This window comes from Bradyrhizobium paxllaeri, from assembly GCF_001693515.2.
GTDB classification, from domain to species: domain Bacteria; phylum Pseudomonadota; class Alphaproteobacteria; order Rhizobiales; family Xanthobacteraceae; genus Bradyrhizobium; species Bradyrhizobium paxllaeri.
The window spans coordinates 2,466,108-2,491,034 of sequence record NZ_CP042968.1 but is presented as its reverse complement, the minus strand read 5'-3'; the positions used below and the strand labels follow the sequence as shown (position 1 = coordinate 2,491,034).

Annotated in this window: 23 protein-coding genes; 13 read left to right on the top strand and 10 right to left on the bottom strand. The window is 63.4% G+C overall.

The window, feature by feature from the left end; all coding sequences use genetic code 11:
• Window positions 1–86 precede the first annotated feature (86 nt).
• Entirely contained in the window at window positions 87–758 is a 672-nt protein-coding gene (locus LMTR21_RS11640; protein WP_057835187.1) for a response regulator transcription factor, read from the bottom strand.
• A 236-nt stretch (window positions 759–994) separates the two neighbouring features.
• Window positions 995–1,147 carry a hypothetical protein gene (locus LMTR21_RS39990; protein WP_187399341.1) on the bottom strand — a complete coding sequence of 51 codons (153 nt, stop codon included), beginning with the start codon at window positions 1,145–1,147 and terminating at the stop codon, window positions 995–997.
• A gap of 251 nt (window positions 1,148–1,398) precedes the next feature.
• On the opposite strand from LMTR21_RS39990, the gene ku reads away from it, so the two are divergent.
• Window positions 1,399–2,376, top strand: coding sequence for a non-homologous end joining protein Ku (gene ku, locus LMTR21_RS11635; RefSeq protein WP_065756869.1), 978 nt, complete (start codon window positions 1,399–1,401; stop codon window positions 2,374–2,376).
• 33 nt (window positions 2,377–2,409) lie between these two features.
• On the top strand, window positions 2,410–2,646 hold the full coding sequence (locus LMTR21_RS11630; RefSeq protein WP_065756868.1) for a hypothetical protein: 237 nt from the start codon (window positions 2,410–2,412) through the stop codon (window positions 2,644–2,646).
• 37 nt (window positions 2,647–2,683) lie between these two features.
• Here LMTR21_RS11630 and LMTR21_RS11625 read toward each other — a convergent pair whose 3' ends face one another.
• The gene (locus tag LMTR21_RS11625; RefSeq protein ID WP_065756949.1) at window positions 2,684–2,848 is read right to left on the bottom strand and encodes a Flp family type IVb pilin; all 165 of its coding nucleotides are present in this window, start codon (window positions 2,846–2,848) and stop codon (window positions 2,684–2,686) included.
• A 218-nt stretch (window positions 2,849–3,066) separates the two neighbouring features.
• On the opposite strand from LMTR21_RS11625, the gene LMTR21_RS39985 reads away from it, so the two are divergent.
• Window positions 3,067–3,234, top strand: coding sequence for a hypothetical protein (locus LMTR21_RS39985; protein WP_187399340.1), 168 nt, complete (start codon window positions 3,067–3,069; stop codon window positions 3,232–3,234).
• A 65-nt stretch (window positions 3,235–3,299) separates the two neighbouring features.
• On the opposite strand, the gene LMTR21_RS11620 is transcribed toward LMTR21_RS39985, so the two are convergent.
• A complete protein-coding gene (locus tag LMTR21_RS11620) occupies window positions 3,300–4,895 on the bottom strand; it encodes a porin (RefSeq protein ID WP_065756867.1) in 1,596 nt (531 codons plus the stop codon).
• 353 nt (window positions 4,896–5,248) lie between these two features.
• Between LMTR21_RS11620 and LMTR21_RS11615 the strand changes: the two genes are divergently transcribed.
• The 5 genes from LMTR21_RS11615 (at window position 5,249) to LMTR21_RS11595 (ending at window position 12,519) form a co-directional block, all read left to right on the top strand.
• Entirely contained in the window at window positions 5,249–6,883 is a 1,635-nt protein-coding gene (locus LMTR21_RS11615; RefSeq protein WP_065756866.1) for a thiamine pyrophosphate-requiring protein, read from the top strand.
• A 17-nt stretch (window positions 6,884–6,900) separates the two neighbouring features.
• Window positions 6,901–7,614, top strand: coding sequence for a type 1 glutamine amidotransferase (locus tag LMTR21_RS11610; RefSeq protein WP_065756865.1), 714 nt, complete (start codon window positions 6,901–6,903; stop codon window positions 7,612–7,614).
• Window positions 7,615–7,763: 149 nt separating this feature from the next.
• The gene (locus LMTR21_RS11605) at window positions 7,764–10,883 is read left to right on the top strand and encodes a GAF domain-containing sensor histidine kinase (protein WP_246175436.1); all 3,120 of its coding nucleotides are present in this window, start codon (window positions 7,764–7,766) and stop codon (window positions 10,881–10,883) included.
• Between the two features lie 2 nt (window positions 10,884–10,885).
• Window positions 10,886–11,275, top strand: coding sequence for a response regulator (locus tag LMTR21_RS11600; protein ID WP_065756864.1), 390 nt, complete (start codon window positions 10,886–10,888; stop codon window positions 11,273–11,275).
• The gene (locus tag LMTR21_RS11595; protein WP_065756863.1) at window positions 11,272–12,519 is read left to right on the top strand and encodes an adenylate/guanylate cyclase domain-containing protein; all 1,248 of its coding nucleotides are present in this window, start codon (window positions 11,272–11,274) and stop codon (window positions 12,517–12,519) included. Before LMTR21_RS11600 ends, LMTR21_RS11595 begins: the two co-directional genes overlap by 4 nt.
• Before the next feature lie 10 nt (window positions 12,520–12,529).
• Here the strand turns inward: LMTR21_RS11595 and LMTR21_RS11590 are convergent, their stop codons facing one another.
• Both LMTR21_RS11590 and LMTR21_RS11585 read right to left on the bottom strand, forming a co-directional pair.
• The gene (locus LMTR21_RS11590) at window positions 12,530–14,104 is read right to left on the bottom strand and encodes an MDR family MFS transporter (RefSeq protein ID WP_065756947.1); all 1,575 of its coding nucleotides are present in this window, start codon (window positions 14,102–14,104) and stop codon (window positions 12,530–12,532) included.
• Between the two features lie 162 nt (window positions 14,105–14,266).
• A complete protein-coding gene (locus LMTR21_RS11585) occupies window positions 14,267–14,782 on the bottom strand; it encodes a YcgN family cysteine cluster protein (protein ID WP_065756862.1) in 516 nt (171 codons plus the stop codon).
• Window positions 14,783–15,079: 297 nt separating this feature from the next.
• Here LMTR21_RS11585 and LMTR21_RS11580 point away from each other — a divergent pair, with 297 nt between their 5' ends.
• The 3 genes from LMTR21_RS11580 to LMTR21_RS11570 all read left to right on the top strand — a co-directional run bounded on the left by LMTR21_RS11580 (window position 15,080) and on the right by LMTR21_RS11570 (window position 18,713).
• The gene (locus LMTR21_RS11580) at window positions 15,080–17,365 is read left to right on the top strand and encodes a transglycosylase domain-containing protein (RefSeq protein WP_065756861.1); all 2,286 of its coding nucleotides are present in this window, start codon (window positions 15,080–15,082) and stop codon (window positions 17,363–17,365) included.
• 152 nt (window positions 17,366–17,517) lie between these two features.
• Window positions 17,518–18,096, top strand: coding sequence for a DUF1214 domain-containing protein (locus LMTR21_RS11575; protein ID WP_065756860.1), 579 nt, complete (start codon window positions 17,518–17,520; stop codon window positions 18,094–18,096).
• Complete coding sequence (locus LMTR21_RS11570; protein WP_065756859.1) at window positions 18,093–18,713, top strand: DUF1254 domain-containing protein; 621 nt, start codon at window positions 18,093–18,095, stop codon at window positions 18,711–18,713. The genes LMTR21_RS11575 and LMTR21_RS11570 overlap by 4 nt, the downstream gene beginning before the upstream one ends.
• Here the strand turns inward: LMTR21_RS11570 and thrS are convergent, their stop codons facing one another.
• Window positions 18,714–19,940, bottom strand: a complete 1,227-nt coding sequence (gene thrS / locus LMTR21_RS11565; RefSeq protein WP_065756858.1) for a threonine--tRNA ligase — start codon at window positions 19,938–19,940, stop codon at window positions 18,714–18,716.
• Window positions 19,941–20,748: 808 nt separating this feature from the next.
• On the opposite strand from thrS, the gene LMTR21_RS11555 reads away from it, so the two are divergent.
• Window positions 20,749–22,191, top strand: a complete 1,443-nt coding sequence (locus LMTR21_RS11555) for an amidohydrolase family protein (protein WP_246175435.1) — start codon at window positions 20,749–20,751, stop codon at window positions 22,189–22,191.
• Window positions 22,192–22,217: 26 nt separating this feature from the next.
• Here LMTR21_RS11555 and LMTR21_RS11550 read toward each other — a convergent pair whose 3' ends face one another.
• The gene (locus LMTR21_RS11550; protein ID WP_065756856.1) at window positions 22,218–22,991 is read right to left on the bottom strand and encodes a hypothetical protein; all 774 of its coding nucleotides are present in this window, start codon (window positions 22,989–22,991) and stop codon (window positions 22,218–22,220) included.
• A gap of 16 nt (window positions 22,992–23,007) precedes the next feature.
• The gene (locus tag LMTR21_RS40780) at window positions 23,008–23,208 is read right to left on the bottom strand and encodes a hypothetical protein (RefSeq protein ID WP_084031068.1); all 201 of its coding nucleotides are present in this window, start codon (window positions 23,206–23,208) and stop codon (window positions 23,008–23,010) included.
• Between the two features lie 248 nt (window positions 23,209–23,456).
• On the opposite strand from LMTR21_RS40780, the gene LMTR21_RS11540 reads away from it, so the two are divergent.
• The gene (locus LMTR21_RS11540) at window positions 23,457–24,434 is read left to right on the top strand and encodes a DUF2336 domain-containing protein (protein ID WP_065756855.1); all 978 of its coding nucleotides are present in this window, start codon (window positions 23,457–23,459) and stop codon (window positions 24,432–24,434) included.
• 124 nt (window positions 24,435–24,558) lie between these two features.
• On the opposite strand, the gene LMTR21_RS11535 is transcribed toward LMTR21_RS11540, so the two are convergent.
• Window positions 24,559–24,903, bottom strand: a complete 345-nt coding sequence (locus LMTR21_RS11535) for a DUF1491 family protein (protein ID WP_057863228.1) — start codon at window positions 24,901–24,903, stop codon at window positions 24,559–24,561.
• Between the last annotated feature and the right edge of the window lie 24 nt (window positions 24,904–24,927).

Sequence of the window (24,927 nt, the reverse complement as noted above, 5' to 3'; positions counted from 1 at the left end):
CCGAAGAGCATATCCTAAGGCTCCGATCCGGCGGATCGGGGCCTGCTTTCGGATAAGATCATGCTCGAATAAAAGAGCAAGGCTCATCAGGCGCCGGGTGATGGCGGCGTCAGGAGATAGCCGAGCCCGCGCACGGTCTGGATGATGTCGACATCGAGCTTCTTGCGGATGCGGCCGACGAACACCTCGATGGTGTTGGAGTCACGGTCGAAGTCCTGGTCGTAGAGATGCTCGACCAGTTCGGTGCGCGACACTACGCGCCCAGTGTGATGCATCAGGTAGGCCAGCAGCCGGTACTCATGCGAGGTCATCTTGATCGGGTTGCCGGAGACGCTGACGCGGCCGGTGCGCGTATCCAGTGACACCGGACCGCAGGTCAGTTCCGACTGCGCATGCCCGGTGGAGCGGCGCAGCAGCGCGCGAATGCGCGCCAGCACTTCCTCGAGGTGGAACGGTTTTGCGACGTAATCGTCGGCGCCGGCGTCGAAGCCCTGCACCTTGTCGCTCCAGCGGTCGCGGGCGGTAAGGATCAACACCGGCATCCCGCGGCCGTTGCGGCGCCACGCCTCCAGCACCGAGATGCCGTCCATCTTGGGCAGGCCGATGTCGAGCACCACGGCGTCGTAGGGCTCGCTGTCGCCGAGATAGTGCCCCTCCTCGCCGTCGAACGCGCGGTCGACCACATAACCGGCATCCGTCAAAGCCGTCGTAAGCTGACGGTTGAGATCCGGATCGTCCTCAACAACAAGCAGGCGCAAGTTGCCCTCCAAAAATGAGCCCTACGATATCAGACCTCAAGATGAGGCTAACCGGCGTGAACGGGCCATGAACGGGGGCACCGGGCAATGTTACTTTTTCGTTATACGACCTTCGCAGCCGGGAGCGCGCCCGCAAAACCGCAGGCCGAACGCCTAACATACCCAATCGAATGCCCCAAGCGCCCGGCAGACTGCTCGCGCCGACATCTCGCAAAAAGGCGAGGCAGTTTCAGCCCTTACGTGCGGAAGAATACGAACCAGACGATGCCCAGGATGAGAATCGCGAGCCCGGTCGAAACGGACAGCAGCGCGAGCACCGACGGTCCGGGTTCGGCCTGGCGCGCCTCGGTCGGGGTTTCGATGATCTGGCCATGTCGTTGCGTTGCCATGGTGACCTCTTCGAGTAAGTGCCTGTAACTGCCAGCGAATGCTTCGACACCGGCCGTTAAAACAACGCTTGATCGGAGATGATGTTCCGGACCTCGCCGTGCCCGATGGCAGCGTGCAAAAGGCAGGCCGGCGGCAGAACAGGCGGTCCAACGGTTAACGCCGTTCCGCGATTCCCCGCTCCGGCATATTTGAGACGAGATGATCCGATGGTATCCTCGGCGGTTGTCTGTTGCGTTTTTCGGAGTAGCCCATGGCCCCCCGCGCCAATTGGAAGGGTTTTCTGCGCCTCTCGCTCGTGACCTGCCCGGTCGCCCTCTATCCGGCGACGTCGGATACCGAGAAGGTTTCGTTCAACCAGATCAACCGCAAGACCGGCCATCGCATCAAATACGCCAAGGTCGACGCCGAGACCGGCGAGGAAGTCGCCAACGACGACATCATGAAGGGCTACAAGGTCGACACCGACACCTATATCGAGGTGTCGAAGGACGAGCTCGACGACATCGCATTGGAATCGACCCGCACCATCGAGATCGACGAGTTCGTGCCGCGGACCGATATCGACAGCCGCTATGTTATCCGTCCCTATTATCTCGTGCCGGACGGCAAGGTCGGCCACGATGCATTTGCGGTGATCCGCGAAACCATCCGCAGCATGGACAAGGTCGCGATCGGCCGCGTGGTGCTGACCAATCGCGAGCACATCATCGCGCTGGAGCCGCTCGACAAGGGCTTGATGGGAACGCTGCTGCGCTACCCCTATGAGGTCCGCGGCGAGAAGGAATATTTCGAGGATATCCAGGACGTGAAGATCACCAAGGATATGCTTGATCTGGCGAAGCATATCGTCGAGCAGAAATCGGCCTCATTCGAGCCCGAGCAGTTCGAGGACCGCTACGAGCAAGCGCTGATCGACCTGATCAACCAGAAGCGCAACGGCCTGAGCACCAAGGCCAAGGCGGCGCCGAAGACCACCGGCAACGTCATCAACCTGATGGACGCGCTCAAGCGCAGCCTCGCCAGCGAAAAGCAGGCGTCCCCTGCCCCCGCCAAGAGCAAGGGCAAGAAGCCGAAGAAGGCGGCTGCCGGCCAGCGCGAGATGCTGTTGCCGATCAGCGGCGGCGGCAAGCGTGCCGCCAGGGAGACGGCCAAGGAAACGGTCAAGGAAGCGCCGAAGAAGGCGGAGAAGCCGGTACGTACCGCCGCCCGTACCAAGAAGGCCGGATGACCGAAGGAGCGCAATAGCATCACCTAGCGCGCGATGCCGTGGTCGACCCCATTCGATGATCCGATATCGCTTCGCGGCGGAGGCAGGCTGGCGACGCTGCAGCAGGCCGCCGACTACGTCATGTCATTGCCGGAAAAAGTGCAGCACGAGACGCATTGGCAAGTCGCGGTGGAAAACCTGATCAACGCGGCCGAGACCGGCGGCGGCTGGCTGATGTTCGCGCGGATCGCGATGATGCGCGCGCTCAATGCGGACGGGAAAGAAGGCTAGCCGCGGGATTCCATCGCGGCCATGGGGCCCGCGCCGCCTACTTGATCGAGGTGCCGACGTCGGTGAATTTCGTGCTGAGCGCGCTGCCGACGCCGTTGACAGCGGTGACGATCACGATGCTGACACCGGCCGCAATGAGACAATACTCGATGGCGGTAGCACCCCGCTCATCATCGACAAATCGTGCAAGTAATCGACGCATAAAAAACTCCTGTCGACGCTCCCCGGAGGCCTCCCGCGCCATACTGGTTAAACTGTAGATCGGAACCGTTGAAGAGGCCTTGAGGAACAGAATGAACGATTGATTAGGGCAGACGAGGAAATCCGTGCCCCCGGAATCGTACGGTACGGAAAATTTACCATCGATTGTCCGTCGCCCGTCCATGGTCGCCCGATCGGCGTCCGGCGGAGTGAACGCACATGGCGGCGCAGAAGCGCGAAACGGGAAAGAATTACATCGGGCTCCTGCATGAGGAGACCGAGGAACAGCGCGTCGCCGAACTATCCCCGGCCGCGACGTACCCCATCCTGGACCAGATACTCGGCCTGGTGGCTGCAATGCTCAACCGCCGCAGCGCAGCGAGGTAACTACCCCACCCTGCCGCGGCGCTGAACAAACGGACCGGGCAATGGCCCGGTCCGCAAGGTCGTTCTTAGAAGTTACGCTGGGCGCGGAGCTGGAGCAGGACGGTGTCCTGATTCTTGAACTCGTAGAGCGCGTTCGGCTTCGGAGCGGTCGCCGTGAACACCGACGAACCCGACATCTTCTGGTCGAGATGGAACCACTGCACTTCGCCCGAGAACGTCAGGTTCTTGACCGGGGTCCAGCGGGTGACGATGCCAAGCTGCGACACATTGAAGTCGGGGTTGCAGGTGTAGTTGCCCGCATTGTTTCCGTTCAGCGCCTGTCCCGAATGGCTGGCAGCGAAGGCGGCGCAATAAGCCCCCTTGGCCGTCGTGGTGCCGGCGCCGAGCAGATTGTCATTGGTGCCGCCGTCATAGCGGACCGCGGAGTAGCTGCCGAACAGGCTGGTCGACCAGTAGGGGCTCCAGTTGTGATTGAACGCGCCGCGGACGCCCCAGGCCGTCGTCAGGACGATTCCGCCGGTACCGCCTGCGCCCGGCATATAGACGCCGTCGGTGGTCGCGCCGAAACCGACGCTCTGGTAGCCGAAGCCGCTGCTGCCGAACATCGCAAAATTCGGTGAGGTGCCACTGGTGGCGATTACGTTCTTGGTCGTGCCCTTGGCATAGGATACGTCGAACTTGATATCGTCGCCGGCGCCGGTCGGCAGGTTCTTGATCTGCAACGCCGCCATCACCGAGCCGCCCCACTTGCTCTCGGGGTGGCCGCTGATCTCGGAAAGGTTGTTCGGGACGCCGCCGGCGGCCAGCGTGTTGTAGGTTCCGCTAACCTCGTGGGCCGCGGCCGACAACTGGAACAGACCCCAAGCCTGGTCGACCCGGATGTTGCCGACGATGTCGGGCGAATGCATGCCGGCATAGACGTTCGAACCGGTGCCGTTGGCGCCGATCGCAGACGGGATGCCGAGGTTGTAGACGGCGGTGCGGTTCCACACGGTGGGATCGTCGAGACCGATCGAGGCCGAAACGCCGTTGCCGAACTGGGCGGTGTACTGGATGTTGTTGACGCCGGTGTCGGTGTTGTTGCCGCCCAACAGGCTCGAGTTGATGTTGCCCGGGAAACCGTTCCAGGGCGTCGAATAGGCCGACGAGGACTTACCGAAGGTGAAGCCGGCGAACTGGATGAAGAGGTACTCGACCGCCACATAGCCGCCGCCCGCCGTGGAAAGCAGAGCGCTGTTGAGGCTCGTGCCGGTGGTGGCGAAACTTCCGGGGTTGGTCGATCCGAAGTTCTGGAACTGGAAGTCACCCTGGCCGAAGGTGCGGACCACGCCGTATTCGGTCGCGGTGCGGGTATCGACCGTCAGCGCCATGCGGGAGCGGCCCAGGAAATAGTCGCGGTAGCGATTTTGCTGACCGAGATCGCCATTCCAGGCCGGCGCGCCGTGGGCGCCACCGTTGAATGTGACGTCCGCGCGCAGATAACCGCCGATCTTGATGCAGGTGTCGGTGCCGGGGATGAAGAAGAAGCCGGCGCCGTAAAGCGAGCAGATCCGCACATATTCGACCGCCTTGGCCTTGACCGGAAGGTCGGCCGCCTGTGCGCTGCTCAGGGCCATCAGACCCGCCGCCGAGCCGAGAATGAGTGAACGCGCCGTAATCATTTAAATTCTCCTGTCCTGCGATTCATGCAGTTGCATGCGGCACAGGTAATCCAAAAATCCTTACCGGGAATGACAAGGACGTGATGCCGTCTCACTTGGCCGGCGGCTGTGATGTTTTCGCAACGCGGCAGGTCGAGCGACGTGTCAGGCGAAACTTTTCATTCAGACAGCCCGCGCTCACGGAAACAATATTCTCACCCCGTGGACGGCCGGTCGTGGCACCAAGTTACAAAACGCATATCAGCACTTCCGCGCGCACGCGCCGCCATCGCTTTACCGGGCTGGAAAATCCTGTTCCTACTGTTGCAAAGCGGCCGGACAAACCGGCCTGCCAATCAAGGGGGGAGACCGTCATGAAGCTCGGCGCCGCCATCGCAGAAATCATGAAGCGGGAGGGAATCGAGATCCTCTGCGGCTATCCGGTCAATCACCTCATCGAATATGCCGCCAATGCCGACATCCGCCCGGTGATGGTGCGCCAGGAACGCATCGGCGTGCACATGGCGGACGCGATCTCCCGCGTCACCTCAGGGCAATCGATCGGCGCATTCTGCATGCAGCACGGCCCCGGCGCCGAGAACGCGATGGGCGGCGTGGCGCAATGCTACGGCGAATCCGTTCCCGTGCTGGTGCTGCCGATGGGCTATGCGCGCCGGCTTGCCAATATCGACCCGAATTTCAACTCCAGCCAGGCGATGAAGGCGTTCTCGAAATCGTCCGAGCCGATCAACATCGCGGCGGAAGTCTGCAACATCTTTCGCAGGGCATTCACCAAACTGAAGAACGGCCGCGGCGGGCCGGTGATCGTCGAAATCCCCGCCGACATGTGGAACGAGGACGTACCGGAACCCCTGAACTACACGCCGGTGCTGCGCACCCGCTACGGCGCCGACCCGGTCCATGTGAAGGAAGCGGCGGCCCTCCTCGTCGCGGCGAAGCGGCCGGTGATCTATGCCGGCCAGGGCGTGCACTACGCCAAGGCGTGGCCGCAACTCAAACGGCTGGCCGAGCGCCTCGCGATTCCCGTCACGACCAGCCTTGGCGGCAAGTCGTCATTTCCGGAAACGCATCCATTGTCGCTGGGATCAGGCGGCCTCGCCGTGCCGCGCGCGGTGCCGAAATTTTTGGGCGACGCCGACGTGATCTTCGGCATCGGCTGCTCGTTCACCGAGACGTCTTTCGGCATCGCCATGCCGAAGGGCAAGACCATCATTCATTCCACGCTTGATCCCAACCATCTCAACAAGGATGTCGAGGCCAAGGTCGGGCTGGTCGGCGACGCCGGCCTCGTTCTCGATGCCTTGCTGGAAGAGATCGGCAAGACCGTCACATCGGATCGCGATGCGACGGCGGTCGCCGCCGAGATTGCCGCTTCCCACAAGGAGTGGCTAGCGAAATGGATGCCGAAGCTGACCCATAACGACGCGCCGCTGAACCCCTACCGCGTGCTATGGGACCTGCAGCATACCGTCGACATCCACAACACCATCATCACCCACGATGCCGGCAGTCCGCGCGACCAGTTGTCCCCGTTCTGGAAATCAGTCGAGCCGCTCTCCTATATCGGCTGGGGCAAGACCACGCAGCTTGGCTACGGCCTTGGCCTTGCCATGGGCGCCAAGCTCGCAAAACCCGACAAGCTCTGCATCAATGTCTGGGGCGACGCCGCCATCGGCTTCACCGGCATGGATTTCGAGACCGCGGTGCGCGAACGCATCCCGATCATGTCGATCCTGTTGAACAATTTCTCGATGGCGATCGAGTTGAAGGTGATGCCGATCTCGACCGAGAAATACCGCTCCACCGACATTTCCGGCGATTACGCCGCGATGGCGCGCGCCTTCGGCGGCTATGGCGAGCGGGTGACGAAACCCGAAGACATCATCCCTGCCATCAAACGCGGGATTGCAAAGACGCAGGAAGGCGTTCCGGTGCTGCTGGAATTCATCACCAGCAAGGAGACCGAGGTGTCGAGGCCGGGGACCTGAACAGACGAACACACCGAATGCCGCGTGTCACCATCATCGAAACCGGGCTCGTCAGCCCCAAAAATCGCGAGCTCCACGGATCGTATCCGCAGATGTTCGAGCAGATGATCGGTGCTGCCGACGCCACCGTCACGTTCGATACCGTCGGCATTACTGCCGGCGAGCCGTTGCCGGATGTCGAAGGGCTGGAAGCGATCCTCATCACCGGCTCCCCGGTGGGCGTCTACGATCCCTTTGACTGGATCGCGCCGCTCGAGGATTTCGTGCGCACCGCCCACGACAGGCAGGTGCCGATGGTCGGCGTCTGCTTCGGCCATCAACTGATCGCGCAGGCGCTGGGCGGCACGGTGCGCAAATCGGACAAAGGCTGGGGCCTCGGGCGGCACGTCTACGACGTCGTGCCTGCTAATGGCCTGATCGACGGCACGCGCATCGCGCTCGCCGCCTCGCACCAGGATCAGGTCATCACGCTACCGGCCGGCGCCAGGACCATCCTGTCCTCGGATTTCACGCCGCATGCAGGCCTGCTCTACGCCGGCGGCGGCACACTCTCGGTGCAGCCACACCCGGAATTCTCCGTTGGCTACGCGCTGGCCTGCTGCGAGATGGCGCATGCCAAAGGCCATGCACCTGACAGCCTCGTCGCAGCCGCAAAGGCCTCGCTTGCCGAGCCGCTGGAAAACGCCAGACTCGGAAGCGCGATCACGCGCTTCCTGACGCGATCGAGGTGACGTGAGACGAGCGACCGCGCGACAAAAGGCTGCTCCAGGACCCCCATGAGCGCTGGCTCTGACGCTTCCGGGATGAAATAATCCGACTGGAACCGCGGCGAGACGGCCCAATTGGCCCTGCCCGCGCCTGAACGCAATGGATCGTTGGAATGGCGACGCTTCCCGAGGACATGTCGGTCGCGATCGATGAGCTGGGATCAGCCATCACCGAGATGGAGTCGCACCTCGAATCCGCTCGCGCCGAGCGCGACGGGGCGAAGGCGCTCCAGGCTGAGCTCGAAATCGAGAATGCGAATCTGCGACGCGAATTGGGCCTGGCGCACGAGCGCCAGAGTGCGACCTCCAATATTCTGAAGGTCATCGCCAGCTCACCGTCGGACGTGCAGCCGGTGTTCGAAGCGATCGTCAGCAGCGCGGCCAAGCTGTTTGAGCCATGCTCTGCAACGATTACGACCCTGAAAGACGATAGGCTGCACTGGAGTGCAACGGCTGCTTCGGTCACTGGCTTTGACGTCGAGCGCACACGCGCCATCTATCCGATTCCATTCGATCCGGATCGTGTACCTTCCGCCCGCGCGATTCTTGAACGTCACATCATCGAAATTCCCGATGTGGCTGCCCCCGACACGCCGGAGTTCACGCGCAAAGCCGCAGCCGCGAGCGGCTTTCGATCCATCATCTACGTGCCGCTGATCGATCAGGAGCAAGGCATCGGCACGATCATCTTCAGCCATCCGCAATCCGGTTTCCGGTTTTCGGAGGGGCAGCTCGCGATCGTCCAGACATTCGCTGATCAGGCTGTGATCGCGATCCAGAATGCTCGGCTGTTCAACGAAACCCGCGAGGCGCTGGAACGGCAGACCGCGACCGCCGAGATCCTGAAGGTCATTGCCGGTTCGCCTTCGGACGTACAGCCCGTGTTCGAGGCGATCGCAGCGAGCGCCAAGGCGTTACTCGGCGCCTTCTCGACCACAGTGCTGCGTTTCATCGGCGACGAGCTGCATCTTGTGGCCTACACGCCGACTGATCCCAAAGCCGACGAAGTGCTGCAATCGTCATTTCCGCGGCCGCTGGCCGAATTCCCCACATTTGCGCTGGTCCGCAACGGGGAAACGATCCAGTTCCCGGACACCGAGGCCGATCACGTGCCCACCGCCAACAAGGAGTTGGCGCGGCTGCGCGGCTTTCGCAGCGTGCTGTTCACGCCGCTGATGAACCAGGGTGCGCCGGTTGGCATCATCAGCGTCACCCGCGCCGAGCCCGGCGCGTTCGCGCCGCATCACGTCCAGTTGCTGCAGACCTTCGCCGACCAGGCCGTGATCGCGATCGAGAACGTCCGCCTGTTCAACGAGACGAAGGAAGCGCTGGAACGACAGACCGCCACTGCCGACATCCTGAAAGTCATCGCCTCCTCGCCCTCCGACGTGCAGCCGGTGTTCGACGCCATTGCCGACAGCGCCAACCGCCTGGTCGGCGGCTTTTCAGCCGCTGTGTTCCGCTACACCGATGGCAAGATTCATCTGGCCGCCTTCACACCGACCGACACGGCCGGCGATTCCGCATTGCAATCTGCCTTCCCGATCCCGCTGGAGAAGTTTCCGCCCTACCAACTGACGCGGAAGGGCGCGCCGGCAGAACTAACTGATACCGAACTCGAGCTGGCGGCGCGCGACATTGCGCGGGCCCGCGGCTATCGCAGCATGCTGTTCGCGCCGCTGATGAATGACGGTGAGGCCGTCGGCATCATCACCGTCACCCGCGTCGCGCCCGGCCCGTTCGGCGAACAACACACCCGCTTGCTGCAGATGTTCGCCGACCAGGCCGTGATCGCGATCAAGAATGTCCGCCTGTTCGACGAGGTGCAGGCCAAGACCCGCGACCTCTCCGAAGCCCTCACCTACCAGACCGGCAGTGCCAACATCCTGAAGGTGATCGCCTCCTCACCGACGGACCTCGATCCGGTTCTGCAGTCTATCGTCGAAAGCGCCTGCGAGCTGTGCGCGGCCAGCGATGCGGTCGTGCAGCTCAGAGACGGCGACGATCTGCGCTTCAGGGCGCATCACGGCCCGATCGAGATCAATGTCGAGAAATGGCCGGTTGGCCGCGACTGGGCGGCCGGCCGGGCTTTCCTGGATCAGGCCACAGTCCACGTGACTGACGTCTTTTCGGAACAAGCGAACGACTTCGCCGGCAGCCGGGAACTGTCGCATCACACCGGCGGGGACGGCGTCCGCACCGTCCTGAGCGTCCCCCTGCTGCGTGAGGGCGAAAGCCTGGGAGCGCTCACGCTTCGCCGCCAGGAGGTAGAGCCATTCAGCGATAAGCAGATCGCCTTGCTGCAAACCTTTGCCGATCAGGCGGTGATCGCCATCGGCAATGTCCACCTGTTCGAGGAGGTGCAGGCCAGAACGCATGAGCTGTCAAAATCGCTTGAAGACCTCCGCGCCGCGCAGGACCGCCTGGTGCAGACCGAAAAACTGGCTTCGCTTGGTCAGCTCACCGCGGGCATCGCCCATGAGATCAAGAACCCACTCAACTTCGTCAACAATTTCGCCGCTCTTTCAGCCGAATTGACCGAGGAGTTGAACGACGTCCTCAAGCCCACCGAACTCGCCGACAAGATCCGCTCAGAAGTCGACGAACTGACAGGGCTCTTGAGAGGCAACCTTGAGAAAGTCGTGCAGCACGGCAAGCGCGCTGATTCCATCATCAAGAACATGCTCCTGCATTCGCGCGAGGGTGGCGGCGAGCACCGGCTGTCCGATATCAACGCACTGGTGGATGAGAGCCTCAATCTTGCCTATCACGGCGCCCGCGCCGAGAAGCCTGGCTTCAACGTCACGCTGGAGCGCGATTTCGATCCGGCCGCAGGCGAGCTCGACCTGTTCCCGCAGGAGATCACCCGCGTGATCCTTAATCTGGTCTCGAATGGTTTTTACGCGATAACCAAGCGCAACAAGGAAGGCCGCGAGGCCGGCTTCGAGCCGACGCTGCGGGCGAGCACGAAAGACCTCGGCGAAAGCGTCGAAATCCGCATCCGCGACAACGGCACCGGCATTCCGCCCGAGGTAAAGGAAAAGATGTTCAACCCCTTCTTCACCAGCAAGCCGGCCGGCGAAGGGACCGGGTTGGGCCTATCGATGAGCCACGACATCATCGTGAAACAGCATGGCGGCACAATTGACGTGGATACCCAGCCGGGCCATTTCACCGAATTCCGCATCGTGTTGCCGCGAACAAGCAATTTTGCAGAAAGATCGAAAGAATAGCCGTGAGTGTTCTGGTCCTGGTTGTCGATGACGAGCCCGACGTGGAAGCGTTGTTCCGCCAGCAATTCCGCCGCGACCTGCGCGCGCAGCGTTTCGTCATGGACTTCGCCCGTTCCGCGTCGGACGCGCTGGCGCGCGTCGGCTCGCCCACCGAGCATTCACTGATCCTGATCCTGTCCGACATCAACATGCCCGGCATGACAGGGCTGGAAATGCTGCCGAAGGTCAAGGAAATGCGGCCCGAGGTGCCGGTCATCATGATCACGGCCTATGGCGATGCCGACACCAAGCGCAAGGCGCTCGAGAACGGCGCAACCGACCTTCTGACCAAACCGATCGACTTCGCAACGCTGCGCCAGGAGATCGATGCCAGGCTCGAGCAAGCCGCATGACTGCAACCATCCTTGTGGTCGATGACGAGCCGGATCTGGAAGCGCTGATCCTTCAGAAATTCCGGCGGCAGGTTCGCGAGGGTCTGGTCAGCTTCATGTTTGCGCGTGACGGGCTCGAGGCGTTGCAGTCGCTCGAAGCGCATCCGCACGTCGACCTGGTGGTTTCCGACATCAACATGCCGCGAATGGACGGCTTGTCGCTGCTCGCCAAACTGCAGGAATTCGAGGACAAGAAATCGACTATTATCGTGTCGGCTTACGGCGACATGAGCAACATCCGCACTGCGATGAATCGCGGTGCATTCGACTTCGTGACCAAGCCGATCGATTTCGTCGATCTCGAAGCGACGATCGAAAAGACCCTGCGGCATATCGAGATGCTGCGCGAGACACGTCGCCGTCAGGCGGAAGCCGAGCGCGCCCATGCCTCGCTCTCCCGCTATTTCTCTCCCGAGCTCGCCAAGCGGCTTGCGTCGAGCGTCGGCGACAGCACGGAGGTGACCTGGCGCGAGGTTGCGGTCATCTTCACCGACATTACCGGCTTCACCTCGCTCGTGGAGACTGCCGCGCCCGAACTCCTTGGCGAACTGCTCAACGAATACGTGGCCGGAATGACCGACGTCGTCTTCGCGCATGAGGGGACCGTGGCAAAGGTGATCGGCGATGCGATCGAGGTACTGTTCAATGCACCCAGCGACCAGCCCGATTATGCGACGCGCGCAGTCGCCTGCGCGGCGGAACTCGACGCATGGGCGGAGGCGTTTCGCGAACGATGGAGGGCGAGAGGCGTGAATTTCGGCGCCACCCGCATCGGCGTTCACGCCGGTCCTGCGCTGGTCGGCAATTTCGGAGGCGGCCGCTTCTTTGACTACACTGCTTATGGCGACGCCATCAACACGGCGGCGAGGCTTGAAGCGGCGAACAAGGCGCTCGGCACCCGGATCTGCGTCAGCGCGACAATTGCAAACGCGGCGGAGAATTTCACGGGACGACCGGTCGGCGATCTCGTGCTGCGTGGGCGCAGCGAGCCGTTGCGCGCCTACGAGCCGTTATCGGCGGCGAGTTTTGGTGCGCCGGCGACATCGCAGTACGGCGAAGCTTTCGCCAAGCTTGAGGCCGGTGATGGCAATGCAATGCCGGCCTTCGCGGCTCTTGTCGGCGCGCATGCCGAAGATCCTCTGGCCAACTTTCACCTGAAGCGGCTGCTCAACGGCGCGAAGGGTGTCCGTATGCAGCTTGAATAGCTGGGCAACCCTACTCCGCCATCTCCGCCGGCGTCGAGGGGCCGGCCAGCGGCCGTTCCTCCATCGCGAGGATGCAAACCGCGGCACACGCGAGCAGCGCGGTGGCGGCACCGAAGACATAGCGGAACGCGGTGATCATGTCGGCGACGGGAATCGCATTCGCCGGTCCGCGATGCTCGCCGATCGAGATGCCCGCACCCAGCGACATCAACAGGATCGCGCTAAAGGCAGCGACCGCGAACGACGACATCAGCGCACGGAAAAAATTCATCGCACCGGTGACGGTGCCGATTTGCGGGCGTGCCACCGAGTTCTGCAGCGAGACCACGCTGACCGGGAAAGTCGTGCCGAGCCCGAGCGCGAACAGCGACAGGACGATCAGCAAGCCCCACAGCGGCAGCGTCGTCACGGTCAGCACGACGCCGAAGGTGGTCGACACCAACGTTCCGGCGATGGCGACCCGCTTGTAGTGCCTGGCGCGCGCCATGGTCCGTCCGGCGATCGCCGCGCCACAGGTGGAGATCGCGGCGAGCGGGATCAGCGCCAGTCCCGCCTCGCTGGCCGTGAGATGGTAGACCACCTCGTAATATAGCGGCAGATGCACGGTCAGCCCGGTGATGGCGCCCAGCGCGCAGGCGCCGGCCACGATGGCATAAGGCACCACCGTTCCGCCCAGCAGCGACAGCGGCAGGAACGGCTCCTCGGCGTTGCGCGCATGCCAGACAAAGGCGAACGCCAGTGCGACCGATGCACCGATCATCGCCATGATCGCAGGCGACAGCCAGGCGTAACGGTTGCCGCCCCAGGTCAGCACCAGCATGACCACGACGGCGGCGGCCATCAGCAGCAGTCCGCCGAGCCAGTCGACCTTGCGGCGGCGGTGGTACACCGGGATCTTGCCCATCTTGGGCAGCAGCAGGAACAGCGCGCCAACCGCGAGCGGCACGTTGATCCAGAAGATCATCGACCAGTGCAGATGCTCGGCGAACACGCCGCCGAGCACAGGGCCCAACAGCCCCGCCGTCATCCAGACGCCGCTGAAATAGGCCTGGTATTTGCCGCGCTCGCGCGGTGAGACCACGTCGGAAATCACGGTCTGCACGACCGGCATGATGCCGCCGCCGCCGAGCCCCTGCAGGCCGCGCGCGACGATCAAGACCGCCATGTTCGGCGCCACCGCGCAGAGGATCGAGCCGGCGGTGAACAAGACAAGCGAAACCGTGATCATGACGCGGCGACCATAGATGTCGCTCAGCGTGCCGAACACGGGGGCTACCGCGGTCGAGGCCAAAAGATAGGCCGTGATCACCCAGGACAGGTTGCTGACGTCGTTGAACTGGCGGCCGATGGTCGGCAGCGCCGTCGCCACGATGGTCTGGTCCAGGGCGGCCAGGAACATCGTCAGCAACAGGCTCATCAGGATGGTGCGGACCTCGTCCTGGCTCAGCGGCGCGGGCGGCACGATCGGCGGCGCATCGCTGACATCCATGACCTCGGTCGTGATGTGCGAAAGCTCGCGGCCAATATCATCAGGCAATGTCGTCTGGTCGGCGGGCTCGCGGCCCAGCCGCTGGTGCTGGTTCATGTCGGACGTAATATTCTTCTGCGCGGCCAAGCCCGCCGGGATGGAATCGCCATATGCGAGGCACCTTAGAGGGCAAACTTCCCTCGCGGCAGACATGTGCGCGCATGGGAGCATCCCGCGCAGGGACCATCGCGTTTCCGTGAAAGGTTCAGGGATTTACTCTCAGGCTTTCGGCCGCTTCTTCAGCCGCGCCCGCTTCGGCAACAGTGCCGGCCATTGCACGATGTGATCCTCGAGCTCCTCGTCGGGGATCTCGTTCTCGGTGCCCTGCACCCTCCCGCGCACGGAAACGCCGGCTTCATGCACGGTATTGGGATCACCCGAAATCAGCGGGTGCCACCAGTAAAGGTCGCGGCCCTCGGCGACCAGCTTGTAGCCGCAGCTCGGCGGCAGCCAGTTCAGGGTGCGGACGTTCTCGGGTGTCAGGCGGACGCAATCCGGAACCTTGTCGGAACGGTTCGGGTAGTCCTTGCAGGCGCACAGGCCGGAATCGAGCAGTTTGCAGGAAACATGGGTGAAGTAGATTTTCCCGGTGTCCTCGTCCTCGAGCTTCTCCAGGCAGCAGCGCGCGCAGCCGTCGCACAGGCTTTCCCATTCGGCGTTGGACATCTCCTCCAACGTCTTGGTTTTCCAGAAGAATCCCTCTTGGGCCGAGGGTCGCTTGGGCGGCGCGGTCATGAAGTCGATAGGTTTCCGGGTTGGTGTCGGCTGTGGCACATCTAGTGGGTCCGGAGACCGGCGCGCAAGCGGGCCGGCAACAAGGGCAAAAAAGCTGGAACGGCGTTAGGCCTGACCACCAAAATGGTGAGCGGCAGCATTGGTTTATGGCCCCTGCTCGGATAGAACAAATATGAGTCCCCCAGGGTCGCGAGAGCGAGCCGTAAAAGCGCCTTGGGTTTGCCGCAACATGAAAGCAAGACGTCTCGACAGCGCCCGGGCGGGTGCGAGAGCGCCTAGAACAGACCAAGGGTCCCGGTGCGCCAGATCCTACCTCCTGATGTGAAGCAGAAGATCCGGAACTTCTTTCTGGATCTGGACGCGCGTATCGACTCGACGCTGTTCTCGTCGGGCAAGGGCCTGCGCGAGCTCTACGAGCGCTACTCCACCTTCATGGACCGCTTCTATGTCGGCCGCTGGAAGCGCTGGGTCTTCATCGAGCCGTTTTCGGAGGCCGCCACCATCGGCCTCGGCGGGCTGATCCTGATGCTGGCGCTGGCGATCCCGGCGTTTCGCGAAACCTCCGATGACGACTGGCTGAAGAAATCCGATCTCGCGGTGTCGTTTCTCGACCGTTACGGCAACCCGATCGGCAGCCGCGGCATCAAGCACAACGACTCGATCCCGCTGGAAGATTTTCCGGACAATCTGATCAAGGCGACGCTCGCCACCGAAGACCGCCGCTTCTACGACCATTTCGGCATCGACATCCCCGGCACCGCGCGCGCGCTCGTCACCAACGCGCAGGCCGGCGGCGTGCGCCAGGGCGGTTCGTCGATCACGCAGCAATTGGCGAAGAACCTGTTCCTCAGCAACGAGCGCACCATCGAACGCAAGGTGAAGGAAGCGTTCCTGGCGATCTGGCTGGAGACACGGCTGACCAAGAACGAGATCCTGAAACTGTATCTCGACCGCGCCTATATGGGCGGCGGCACCTTCGGCGTCGACGGCGCGGCCCATTTCTACTTCAACAAGTCAGCGCGCGATGTCACTCTGGCGGAATCGGCCATGCTCGCCGGCCTGTTCAAGGCGCCGACCAAATACGCCCCGCACATCAACCTGCCCGCCGCCCGCGCCCGCGCCAACGTCGTGCTCGACAACCTCGTCGATGCCGGCTTCATGACCGAGGGCCAGGTGTTCGGCGCCCGGCGCAATCCGGCCGTCGCCGTCGACCGGCGCGACGAGAATTCGCCGAACTATTATCTCGACTACGCCTTCGACGAGATGCGCAAGCTGGTCGACACCTTCCCGAAATCCTACACCGAGCGCGTATTCGTGGTCCGCGCCGCGATCGACATGACCGTGCAACGCGCCGCCGAGGAAACGGTCGAAAACCAGCTCCGCCAGTTCGGCCGCGACTACCACGCGACCCAGGCTTCCGTCGTGGTCGCCGATCTCGACGGCGGCGTGCGTGCCATGGTTGGCGGCCGCGACTACGGCGCAAGCCAGTTCAACCGCGCGACCGACGCCTACCGGCAGCCCGGTTCGTCGTTCAAGCCCTATGTCTATGCCACCGCTCTGATGAACGGTTACACTCCGAACTCGAAAGTGGTCGACGGGCCAGTCTGCATCGGCAACTGGTGCCCTCAGAATTATGGCCACAACTATTCCGGCTCGGTGACGCTGACCCAGGCAATCACTCGCTCGATCAACGTCGTGCCGGTAAAGCTCTCGATTGCGCTCGGCGGCAAGACGCCCAACCCAGCCAAAGCCGGCCGTGCCAAGATCACCGAAGTGGCGAGAAAGTTTGGCCTCACCGCACCGCTGCCGGATACGCCGTCGATGCCGATCGGCTCGGACGAAGTCACCGTGCTCGAACACGCGGTCGCCTATGCGACCTTCCCGAACAGGGGCAAGGCGGCCAAACCTCACGCGGTGCTGGAAGTGCGCACCGGTACCGGCGACCTGGTCTGGCGCTTCGACCGCGACGGCAAGAAGCCAACGCAGGCCATCCCGGCCTCCGTCGCCTCCGACATGGCGGAGATGATGAGCCATGTCGTCAGCGAAGGCACCGCCCGCCGCGCCGCGATCGACGGCATTCCGACCGCGGGCAAGACCGGCACCACCAACGCCTACCGTGACGCCTGGTTCGTCGGCTACACCGGCAACTTCACCTGCGCGGTCTGGTACGGCAATGACGACTATTCGCCGACCAACCGCATGACCGGCGGTTCACTGCCGGCGCAAACCTGGCACGACATCATGGTCGTCGCGCATCAGGGCGTCGAGGTGAAGGAAATCCCCGGCATCGGCATGGGCCCGAAGCTGCCGCAGCCCGCCCAGTCCGCCAGCGCCGCGGCCAACGGCGCGGCACGGGTGCTGGATACCAAGCCGGGGCCGCCGCCGGTATTGACCAAGCGCGGCGCCGATATTCTGGTGCGTGTCGAAAAGCTGCTCGACGAGGCCGGCAAGGCCGCGGGCAAGACCTCCTCCAACGACCAGAAGCAGCCCGCCAAGCCGATCAATTCCGGTGCGCTGGCGTTTCCGGAGAATTATATCGCAGCCGCCGGCGACCAGCCTGCACCGGCGCAGCGGAAGAATTAATAAGCATGATCCGGCAGAATCTTAACCGGCTTTCCTCGGAACAGGTGCGAAGCGCCTGTGCCGGCATGCCCAAGCAAAAAGATGCGCTTCGCCTTTCGGATGAAGCCGGTTCAAGCGGAATCTGATGCCGTGAGATTTCGGAGCACTGGCCCGTGCGGCTGATCTTCATCACCTTGCTGGCGTTGGCGCTTGCCACGGCCGTCGGCCTCGGCTCGACCTATATGACGGCGACGCGCGGCACCGATCTCGGCACGCTCACGATCGGCGCCTGGACCGCGCGGCCCAAGAGCGGCAGTTCCGACATCGACCCCTATTCGCGCGCCTCGATTGCCCGCAGCGGCGAATTGCCTGTCGGCACCGGCGACGGCATCGCCTTTACGGCCACCACCGATGACAACAAGAAGCCGCTCGACGGGCGCTGCGATGTCGTCGTCAGCGGGGTGACGCCGGCGGCCCGGTTCTGGACGCTGACGCTGTTCGACCGCAAGGGGCACCTGGTCGCCAATTCGCTGCAGCGTTACGGCTTCACCAGCCAGGAAATCGTCCGCGGCTCCGATGGCGGGTTCGAGATCCGGGTCGCCGCACGCTCGCGCGCCGGCAACTGGCTGCCGACCGGCGGCATCGAGCGTTATGCGCTGATGCTGCGGCTGTATGATACGCCGGTCGGCGTTGCGACGCGGACGCAGCGCGACGCGCCGATGCCCTCGATATCCACGGTGAACTGCCCATGATCCGGCTGATGTTCACCATCATTGCGGGCGTGCTGCTGGGCGGCGTGGTGCATCTCGTCAGCGTGCTGGCGCTGCCGCGGATTGCCACCCAGGACGCCTATTCGCGGCTGACGCCGATGACCAAGGAGAACGCCGTCACGGCGCTGCCGCTGGCCGAGCCCAACAACGCGCCGATGCCGTTCATGGACCCGGCCTTTGCGGTGGCGATCTGCCGCTACGACCTCAAGGATGGTCCGCTGAAACTCACGGTACCGGTCAGCCAGGCCTATACCTCGGTGTCGTTCTACACGCGCAACGAGGTCGCCTATTACGCCATCAACGACCGCTCCGCCGGCCGCAAGGTGATCGAGCTCGATTTGATGACGGAAGCGCAGCATTCCGAATTGCCGGAGGATGAGGAAGTCACCGCCGCCGACCGGCTGATCATCGACTCGCCGACCGTCACCGGGCTGATCGTGCTGAAGGCGCTGGCGCCGGAGCCCGGCCTGATGCCGCAGGCACAGGCCTCGCTCGCGGCATCGCGTTGCACGATCGAGACCGAGCCGCCACCGGCCAAGCAACCCGAATCGGCCGCGCCCCCGCCGCCCGCCGCCCCCGCGCCGCGCTCCAAGCGCTGATCAGGAGTTACTGACCAGCGACGGCTCAGCCACAAGGGCGCCCGGCCGCGCTCTCGCCTGCAGGCGCGACACCGCCTCGGCCAGCGGAACGGCGGCCTGCGAGCCGTCGCGCTCGCGCAAGGTCACCCGGCCTTCCCTCATCTCGCGCCCGCCGACAATAGCCATCACCGGCACCGCCATTTCATGCGCCGCCACGATGCGTCGCGAAAGGGTATCGGCGCCGTCATAGGCAACGGCTCTGATCCCGGCATCCTCGAACGCTGCCAGAACGTCCGCGCCGTATCCGGCCTGGTCTTTCGAGATCGGCGCAACCGCAACCTGGTCCGGTGACAGCCAGAACGGAAGCGCGCCGCCATGGTGCTCGAGCAGGATCGCCAGCATGCGGCCGAGCGATCCGAAGATGGCGTGATGGATCATCAAGGGCCTGGCGCGGCTGCCGTCGGGAGCGATGTAGGACGCCTCGAGCCGCTGCGGCAGGACGCCGTCGAGTTGCACCGTGCCGCACTGCCAGGATCGTCCCAGCCGGTCGCGCAACGCGAATTCCAGCTTCGGTCCGTAGAACGCGCCTTCGCCGGGATTGATTTGAGGCACGAGACCGCATTGCCGCGCAGCATCGCCGAGCTTCGCCTCCGACCAGTCCCACGTCGCGTCGTCGCCGGCGCGCACCGCCGGCCGCGTCGCCAGCGCCACCTCGTAGTCAGGAAAACCGAGGTCGCGGTAGACCTCGCCCAGCAGGGCAATGAAGCGCGCGACTTCGCCCTCCACGTCCTCCTCCCGGCAGAACACATGCGCATCGTCCTGCTCGAAGGCGCGCGTCCGCATGATGCCGTGGAGCGAACCGGAAGGCTCATTGCGGTGACAGGAGCCGAACTCGGCATAGCGGATCGGAAGCTCCCGCCACGAGCGCAGCCCCTTGTTGAAGATCTGCACATGGCACGGGCACGACATCGGCTTCAGCGCCATCGCCAGCTCGCCGTCGTCGACCCGGAACATGTGCTCGCGGAATTTGTCCCAGTGGCCGCTGCGGCCCCAGAACTCCTTTGGCAGCAGCTGCGGCGTCCGGACCTCGGCATAGCCGGCTTGGCGCATCTTGCGTCGGAGATAGTCCTCCAGCACCCGGTAGACGGCATAGCCGCGCGGATGCCAGAACACCATGCCCGGCGCATCTTCTTGAAGGTGCCAGAGTTTGAGTTGTACGCCGAGATTTCTGTGGTCGAGATCGTCCATGGCTCAAGTTCCTTGTGATGGGAAAAGCGCGGACGGGGACCATCAAAAACCAGAAAAGGCCCCGTCCGTCGCCGGCGGGGCCTTTTCTGGGTGAAGTACGCTTGTCTCTAGCGCGCGCAACCAGCAGGCGATCCGCCGTAAGCGGTCGCGGTGGTGGTCAATGCGGCTGAGCGAAGCTTATTCATGCGCTGTATATGGCGGCAAAACGCTCAAGCGTCAACGCCGGCCGCTTGGCGTCGCGGAATATGGATGATGCGCAGGGACATCAACACCCTGTGGCGGATGGTCCGGCCTGGTGCTGACCACAACGGCAGTTGTCGTAGTCCACGGGATCATGGCTGTTGAAGATGGTCACGGCGTCACCGTGATTGGCCTTGAGCGCCCGCAAGCGCTCCTGGTTTTCGATGCGCATAGTGCTCCAGCAAACCCAGCCAGTCGCAATGGCGCGTTGGGACAGTGTGACTGTCGGATAACTTGCTTGCGCCAATGGAAGTTTGAGCATTGAATTCGGCGCTGATGCCGCCACTACCGCAAGTAGCTTTGCAAAGTGCGTCCGTACTCTCGCAACACGAAATGATGAAGAGACTCGCCTGGGCAATGAGGCGCGTGTGATGGCCTCATGCGCAGCCGAACGAGAGGGTACGGCTATTTCGTCCATCTAACTGATCGGCAGTGGCCAAACGCGGGCCTCATGCGCGCACCGACCAGCATCGTCGATGGCGCCCAAGGATGGAGAAGAACAATGAGCACCTGGCTTAGTGAGCGAGAGCAACGTCTTGTCGCAGGCGCGGAGGCAGCATCGGCGCCAATGCCTATTCCCACTCAGATTGTTTCCAACGGCGAGTATCTGCCGCCCCCGCAGAGCGCGGTGCAAAAAAAGGTCGAGGCACGGATCAACGAGCTCGCCGACGCTAACGGCAAGCACCTCGGCTTGAGCCGCAGGCAGTTCCTGCACACGAGTTGCGGAATGGCGGCGGCATTCCTCGCCATGAACGACGTCTATGGCAATGTTTTCCAGGTCGCGGCCGCGGAGGCGCGAGAGCCTGAATTGATGCTGGCGCGGGCGCAGGGACTCTCAAGCCAGTTCATTTTCGACGTTCAGACCCATTTCGTGCGCGACGACTTCGATCACAAGGAGCTTCTGGGGCTGGCCGACTTTGCAAGCCAGCACTGGAATCCGAAGATGAAGGAAGAGGGCGTCTCCTCGCTCGGCCGCTACAAGTTCCAGAATTATGTGAAAGAGATCTACTACGACAGCGACACCAACGTGGCGCTCCTGAGCGGAGCGCCGTTCGACGATCCGAGCTGGTGGCTCCTTTCCAACGAGCAGATCGTCAAGGCACGCGAACTCATCAACGACTTCGCCGGTTCGCGCCGTCTGCTGGCGCACAGCGTCATCACCCCAAAGCAGCCCGGCTGGATGGAGGAGGTCGACAAGGCGATCGAGGTCTACAAGCCGGATTCCTGGAAGTCCTACACGATCGGCGATCCGCTGGCGCCCTCCAAGTTCCCCTGGCGGCTCGACGACGAGCAGGTGATGTATCCGTTCTACGAAAAAGCCGTGAAGGCCGGCATCAACACGCTGTGCATCCACAAGGGGCTGCTGCCGCCCGATTACGAGAAGTCGTTCGCCGGCGTGTGGGAATACGCAACCGCGTGGGACATCGGAAAGGCGGCGAAGGACTGGCCGCAGATGAATTTCGTGATCTATCACTCGGCGCTGCGGGCGTTCCTCGAACTGCCGGACAAGGCGTGGGCGGAGTTCGAGCAGACCGGCCGCATCCAGTGGGCCACGGACCTCGCGGAAATCCCGCAGAAGTTCGGCGTCACCAATGTCTATGCCGAGCTCGGCACGTCCTTTGCCAACTCGGCGGTGGCGCATCCGAAGTTCTGCGCCGCGCTGGTCGGCACGTTGATCAAGGGCATGGGGGTTGATCACGTCATGTGGGGTACTGACTCGGTCTGGTACGGCTCACCGCAGTGGCAGATCGAGGCGCTGCGCCGCCTCGAAATTCCCGAGGACATGCAGAAGAAATACGGCTTTGCGCCGCTCGGCGACGCCAATAGCGCCACCAAGCAGCAGATCTTCTCGGGCAATGCACTCAGGTTTTACAAGATCAAGCTCAAGGCGGCCGAAAACACGAGGATGCCAACCTATTCCGAGGACCGCCTCGCGGCGCTCAAGAACGAGTACGCTCAAGCGGCGACGCAGCCCTCGAACCTCCGCTACGGCTACGTTCGCGCGGCCTGAGTGCGGCAGGGCGACACCAAACCGCCCTAGCCTTTCACGGTCACCGCGCGTCCGATCACGGGCTGGGCTGCGACCGGCGGATTGGCGGTCTGCGCCGCGAGTTCGCCGATCAGGCGGTCGGCGTCGGCGGCGATGCCGTCGGGCGCGTGGATCACCAGCCGCTCCAGCGCCCACCGGTATGAAGAGATGCGCCGCTCCAGGCATTGCTGGACCCATTGCACGATCAGCGTGTTCTCTTCCATGCGGGCGATCGCATCGGCCTGCTCGGCCGGCGACAGTTCCGACACCATCTTCAGGCTGGCGCTGCGCTTGCGGTCGAGTTCGATGACGCGCACGGCGGAGGCAAAGAACGGTTCGAACCGCGTAATGTCGTTGCGAACATCCTCGATGATCTGCTGATAGCGCGAGGTATGCGAACGGTGCGGCTCGTCGATCAAGGCGCGCCCGTAGGTCGTGCGGTCGAACACGACCTTCTGCCGCCATGGCGAGGGTAGCGGCTGGTAATCGCCGAACACGCTCTTCCATGCCGGCCGCGAATGCGGCGGCTCGATCAGGGGATAGGCGAGATCGCGAAGCTGGCGCTCGTTTTCGGTGAGCTGGAAGTGTGAAGGCTTGAGGCCGACGCTTGCGGTGGCCTCGGCGCCGATCCAGCGGTGCATGTCGTCGTTGCGCATGTCGGCGCGGGTGCGGCCGAAATCGCCGCCGCTGCAGCCGCCGAGCGCCACTCCGAGAACAAGCAGCATGAGAGCCGGGAGTGACCGAAGCCCGGCGGTCCGGATCGGGAGGCACTTCTCCGGCATTTCAAAATTCCGTCGTTCAGGGGCGCCGACGGCGACGGCGACCGGGCGCAGTGCCCTCTTCCGGTCCGCGCCCATCGCCGGTCTCGCCGGCTCTACGCTCGATACGGACAACAGGAAGAATCAGCACGGTTCCCAGACCATCGCGTGGAGCGCCATCCATGGTTGAGCCCGGCCGTCGCGAAGCCGCATCCGCCGGAAATTCAATGATGGTGCCCATGTTCCGTTCTCTCTGGTTGCCGCGCGGACACGATTTGACCGGCGACATGCCATTATTCAGAACAGAACGTGGTTAACGGCATCTTAATTTGTGCAGACGGTACAGCTACGGGCTCCGGCGCTCCCACCAGCGCACCGAAAGCTCAAATTTTATCGGATTTTTTCAAGGGCTGTTTTCCTTAACCAACTCTTAAAGCGCCCTGCGTAGGCTGCCGCGAAGGGAATTACCGAAGTCGCGTACAACCTCACATGACGGCAGCTCCATTGTTTCCGGGATTCGACGGGCTGATGACGCTCTCGCGCCGCGAGGGCGTCGATATCCGCCCGACCTTGCTGCGCGTGCTGACCGACCTCTATGTCCAGGCCAGCGCCCACTCCGCCGACGAGGAACGGCAGTTCGTCGAACTCGCCTCCCGCCTGATCGACCAGGTCGACGACGCCACCCGCGCCGCGGTGCGGGCACGGCTTGCGATCTATCCGGCGACACCGGCCGCGATCATGGTCAAGCTCGGCCTGCGGCGCTCGCAACCCAGCGAAGCCCCGCCGCTTGCGGCTGCGATTGCCGCCGCTCCTGCCGATGCGCCGACGGTGAAGCCACTGAGCGAAGCACAGTTGCGAATGGCATCCAACCTGTCGATGCGGCCCAATGATGCCGCCGAAATCACCGACATGTTCTTCTCGGCCGGCCCGAGCGAGCGCGCGCAGATCCTGCACAATCTCTCCGACACGCCGCTGAAGGCTGCGCCGCGAATTTCCGCAGCGCGCGCCGCCCGCGCGCTCCATATCCTGGAGATGGCCGCCTTCGCCGAGGACATCGAAAACTTCACACTCGAACTCGGCGACGCCCTGATCCTGCCATCGCGGATCGCGGCGCAGGTCGTCAACGACCCCGGCGGCGAGCCACTGGCCTGTGCGGCACGCGCGCTTGACATGCCGAGCGCGGCGTTCCAGCGCGTGCTGCTGTTCCTCAATCCCGAGTTCGGCTCGTCCGTGCACAATGTCTATCGCTTGTCACGGCTTTACGACCGTTTGAGCGAACGATCCGCGCTGGTCATGCTGGCCGCGTGGCGTGGCTCGACCATGGCAGTCAGCCGCGCCAAATATCGCGCCGCGCTGTACGATGACGAACGCCATCGCGCCCGCGTGCCGAATTCGCAAACGCGGCCGGCCGTGCAGCCCGGAACTGCGCCGGCGGTTCGCACCGGCACCGACGGTTCGAAACGCTAGAGCATGATCCGGAAAAGTGTGTAGCGGTTTTCCCTCGCGACAAACGCGGAACGCGTTTGCGCGGAGATCATGCTCAAACAAATAGCTAAAGCGGGATGACGATTCGAAGAAACGTCATCTCGCTTTAGGCTTTCGCCAGCTCCAGAAAATGCCGCCCTGCCCGGTCCTCGGTCTCGACGATCCAGGCGTCGGGATCGAAACGCAGCTCCTTGGCAAGGCGTTCTTCCACCGATTGCTCCGGCACCGGCTGCGGCGAAGCCGGCGCGAACAGCCGCTCGGCCGGCCGGCTCTCGTCATAGACGGTCTGCGGCGCGGGCGCATACAGCATGGCGTTGCCGTCAAGCAACGCCACCTTGATAAACACCGCCCCCGCCTCTTCCGCACCGCGCTTGCGCACGGCGCCAAATATTCCCTCATTCTGGCAGCGGCGCAGGTAAGCGGCCACCCAGATGGATGATTTCAATCGCATGGAATCGACGATAGGCCAGCGACC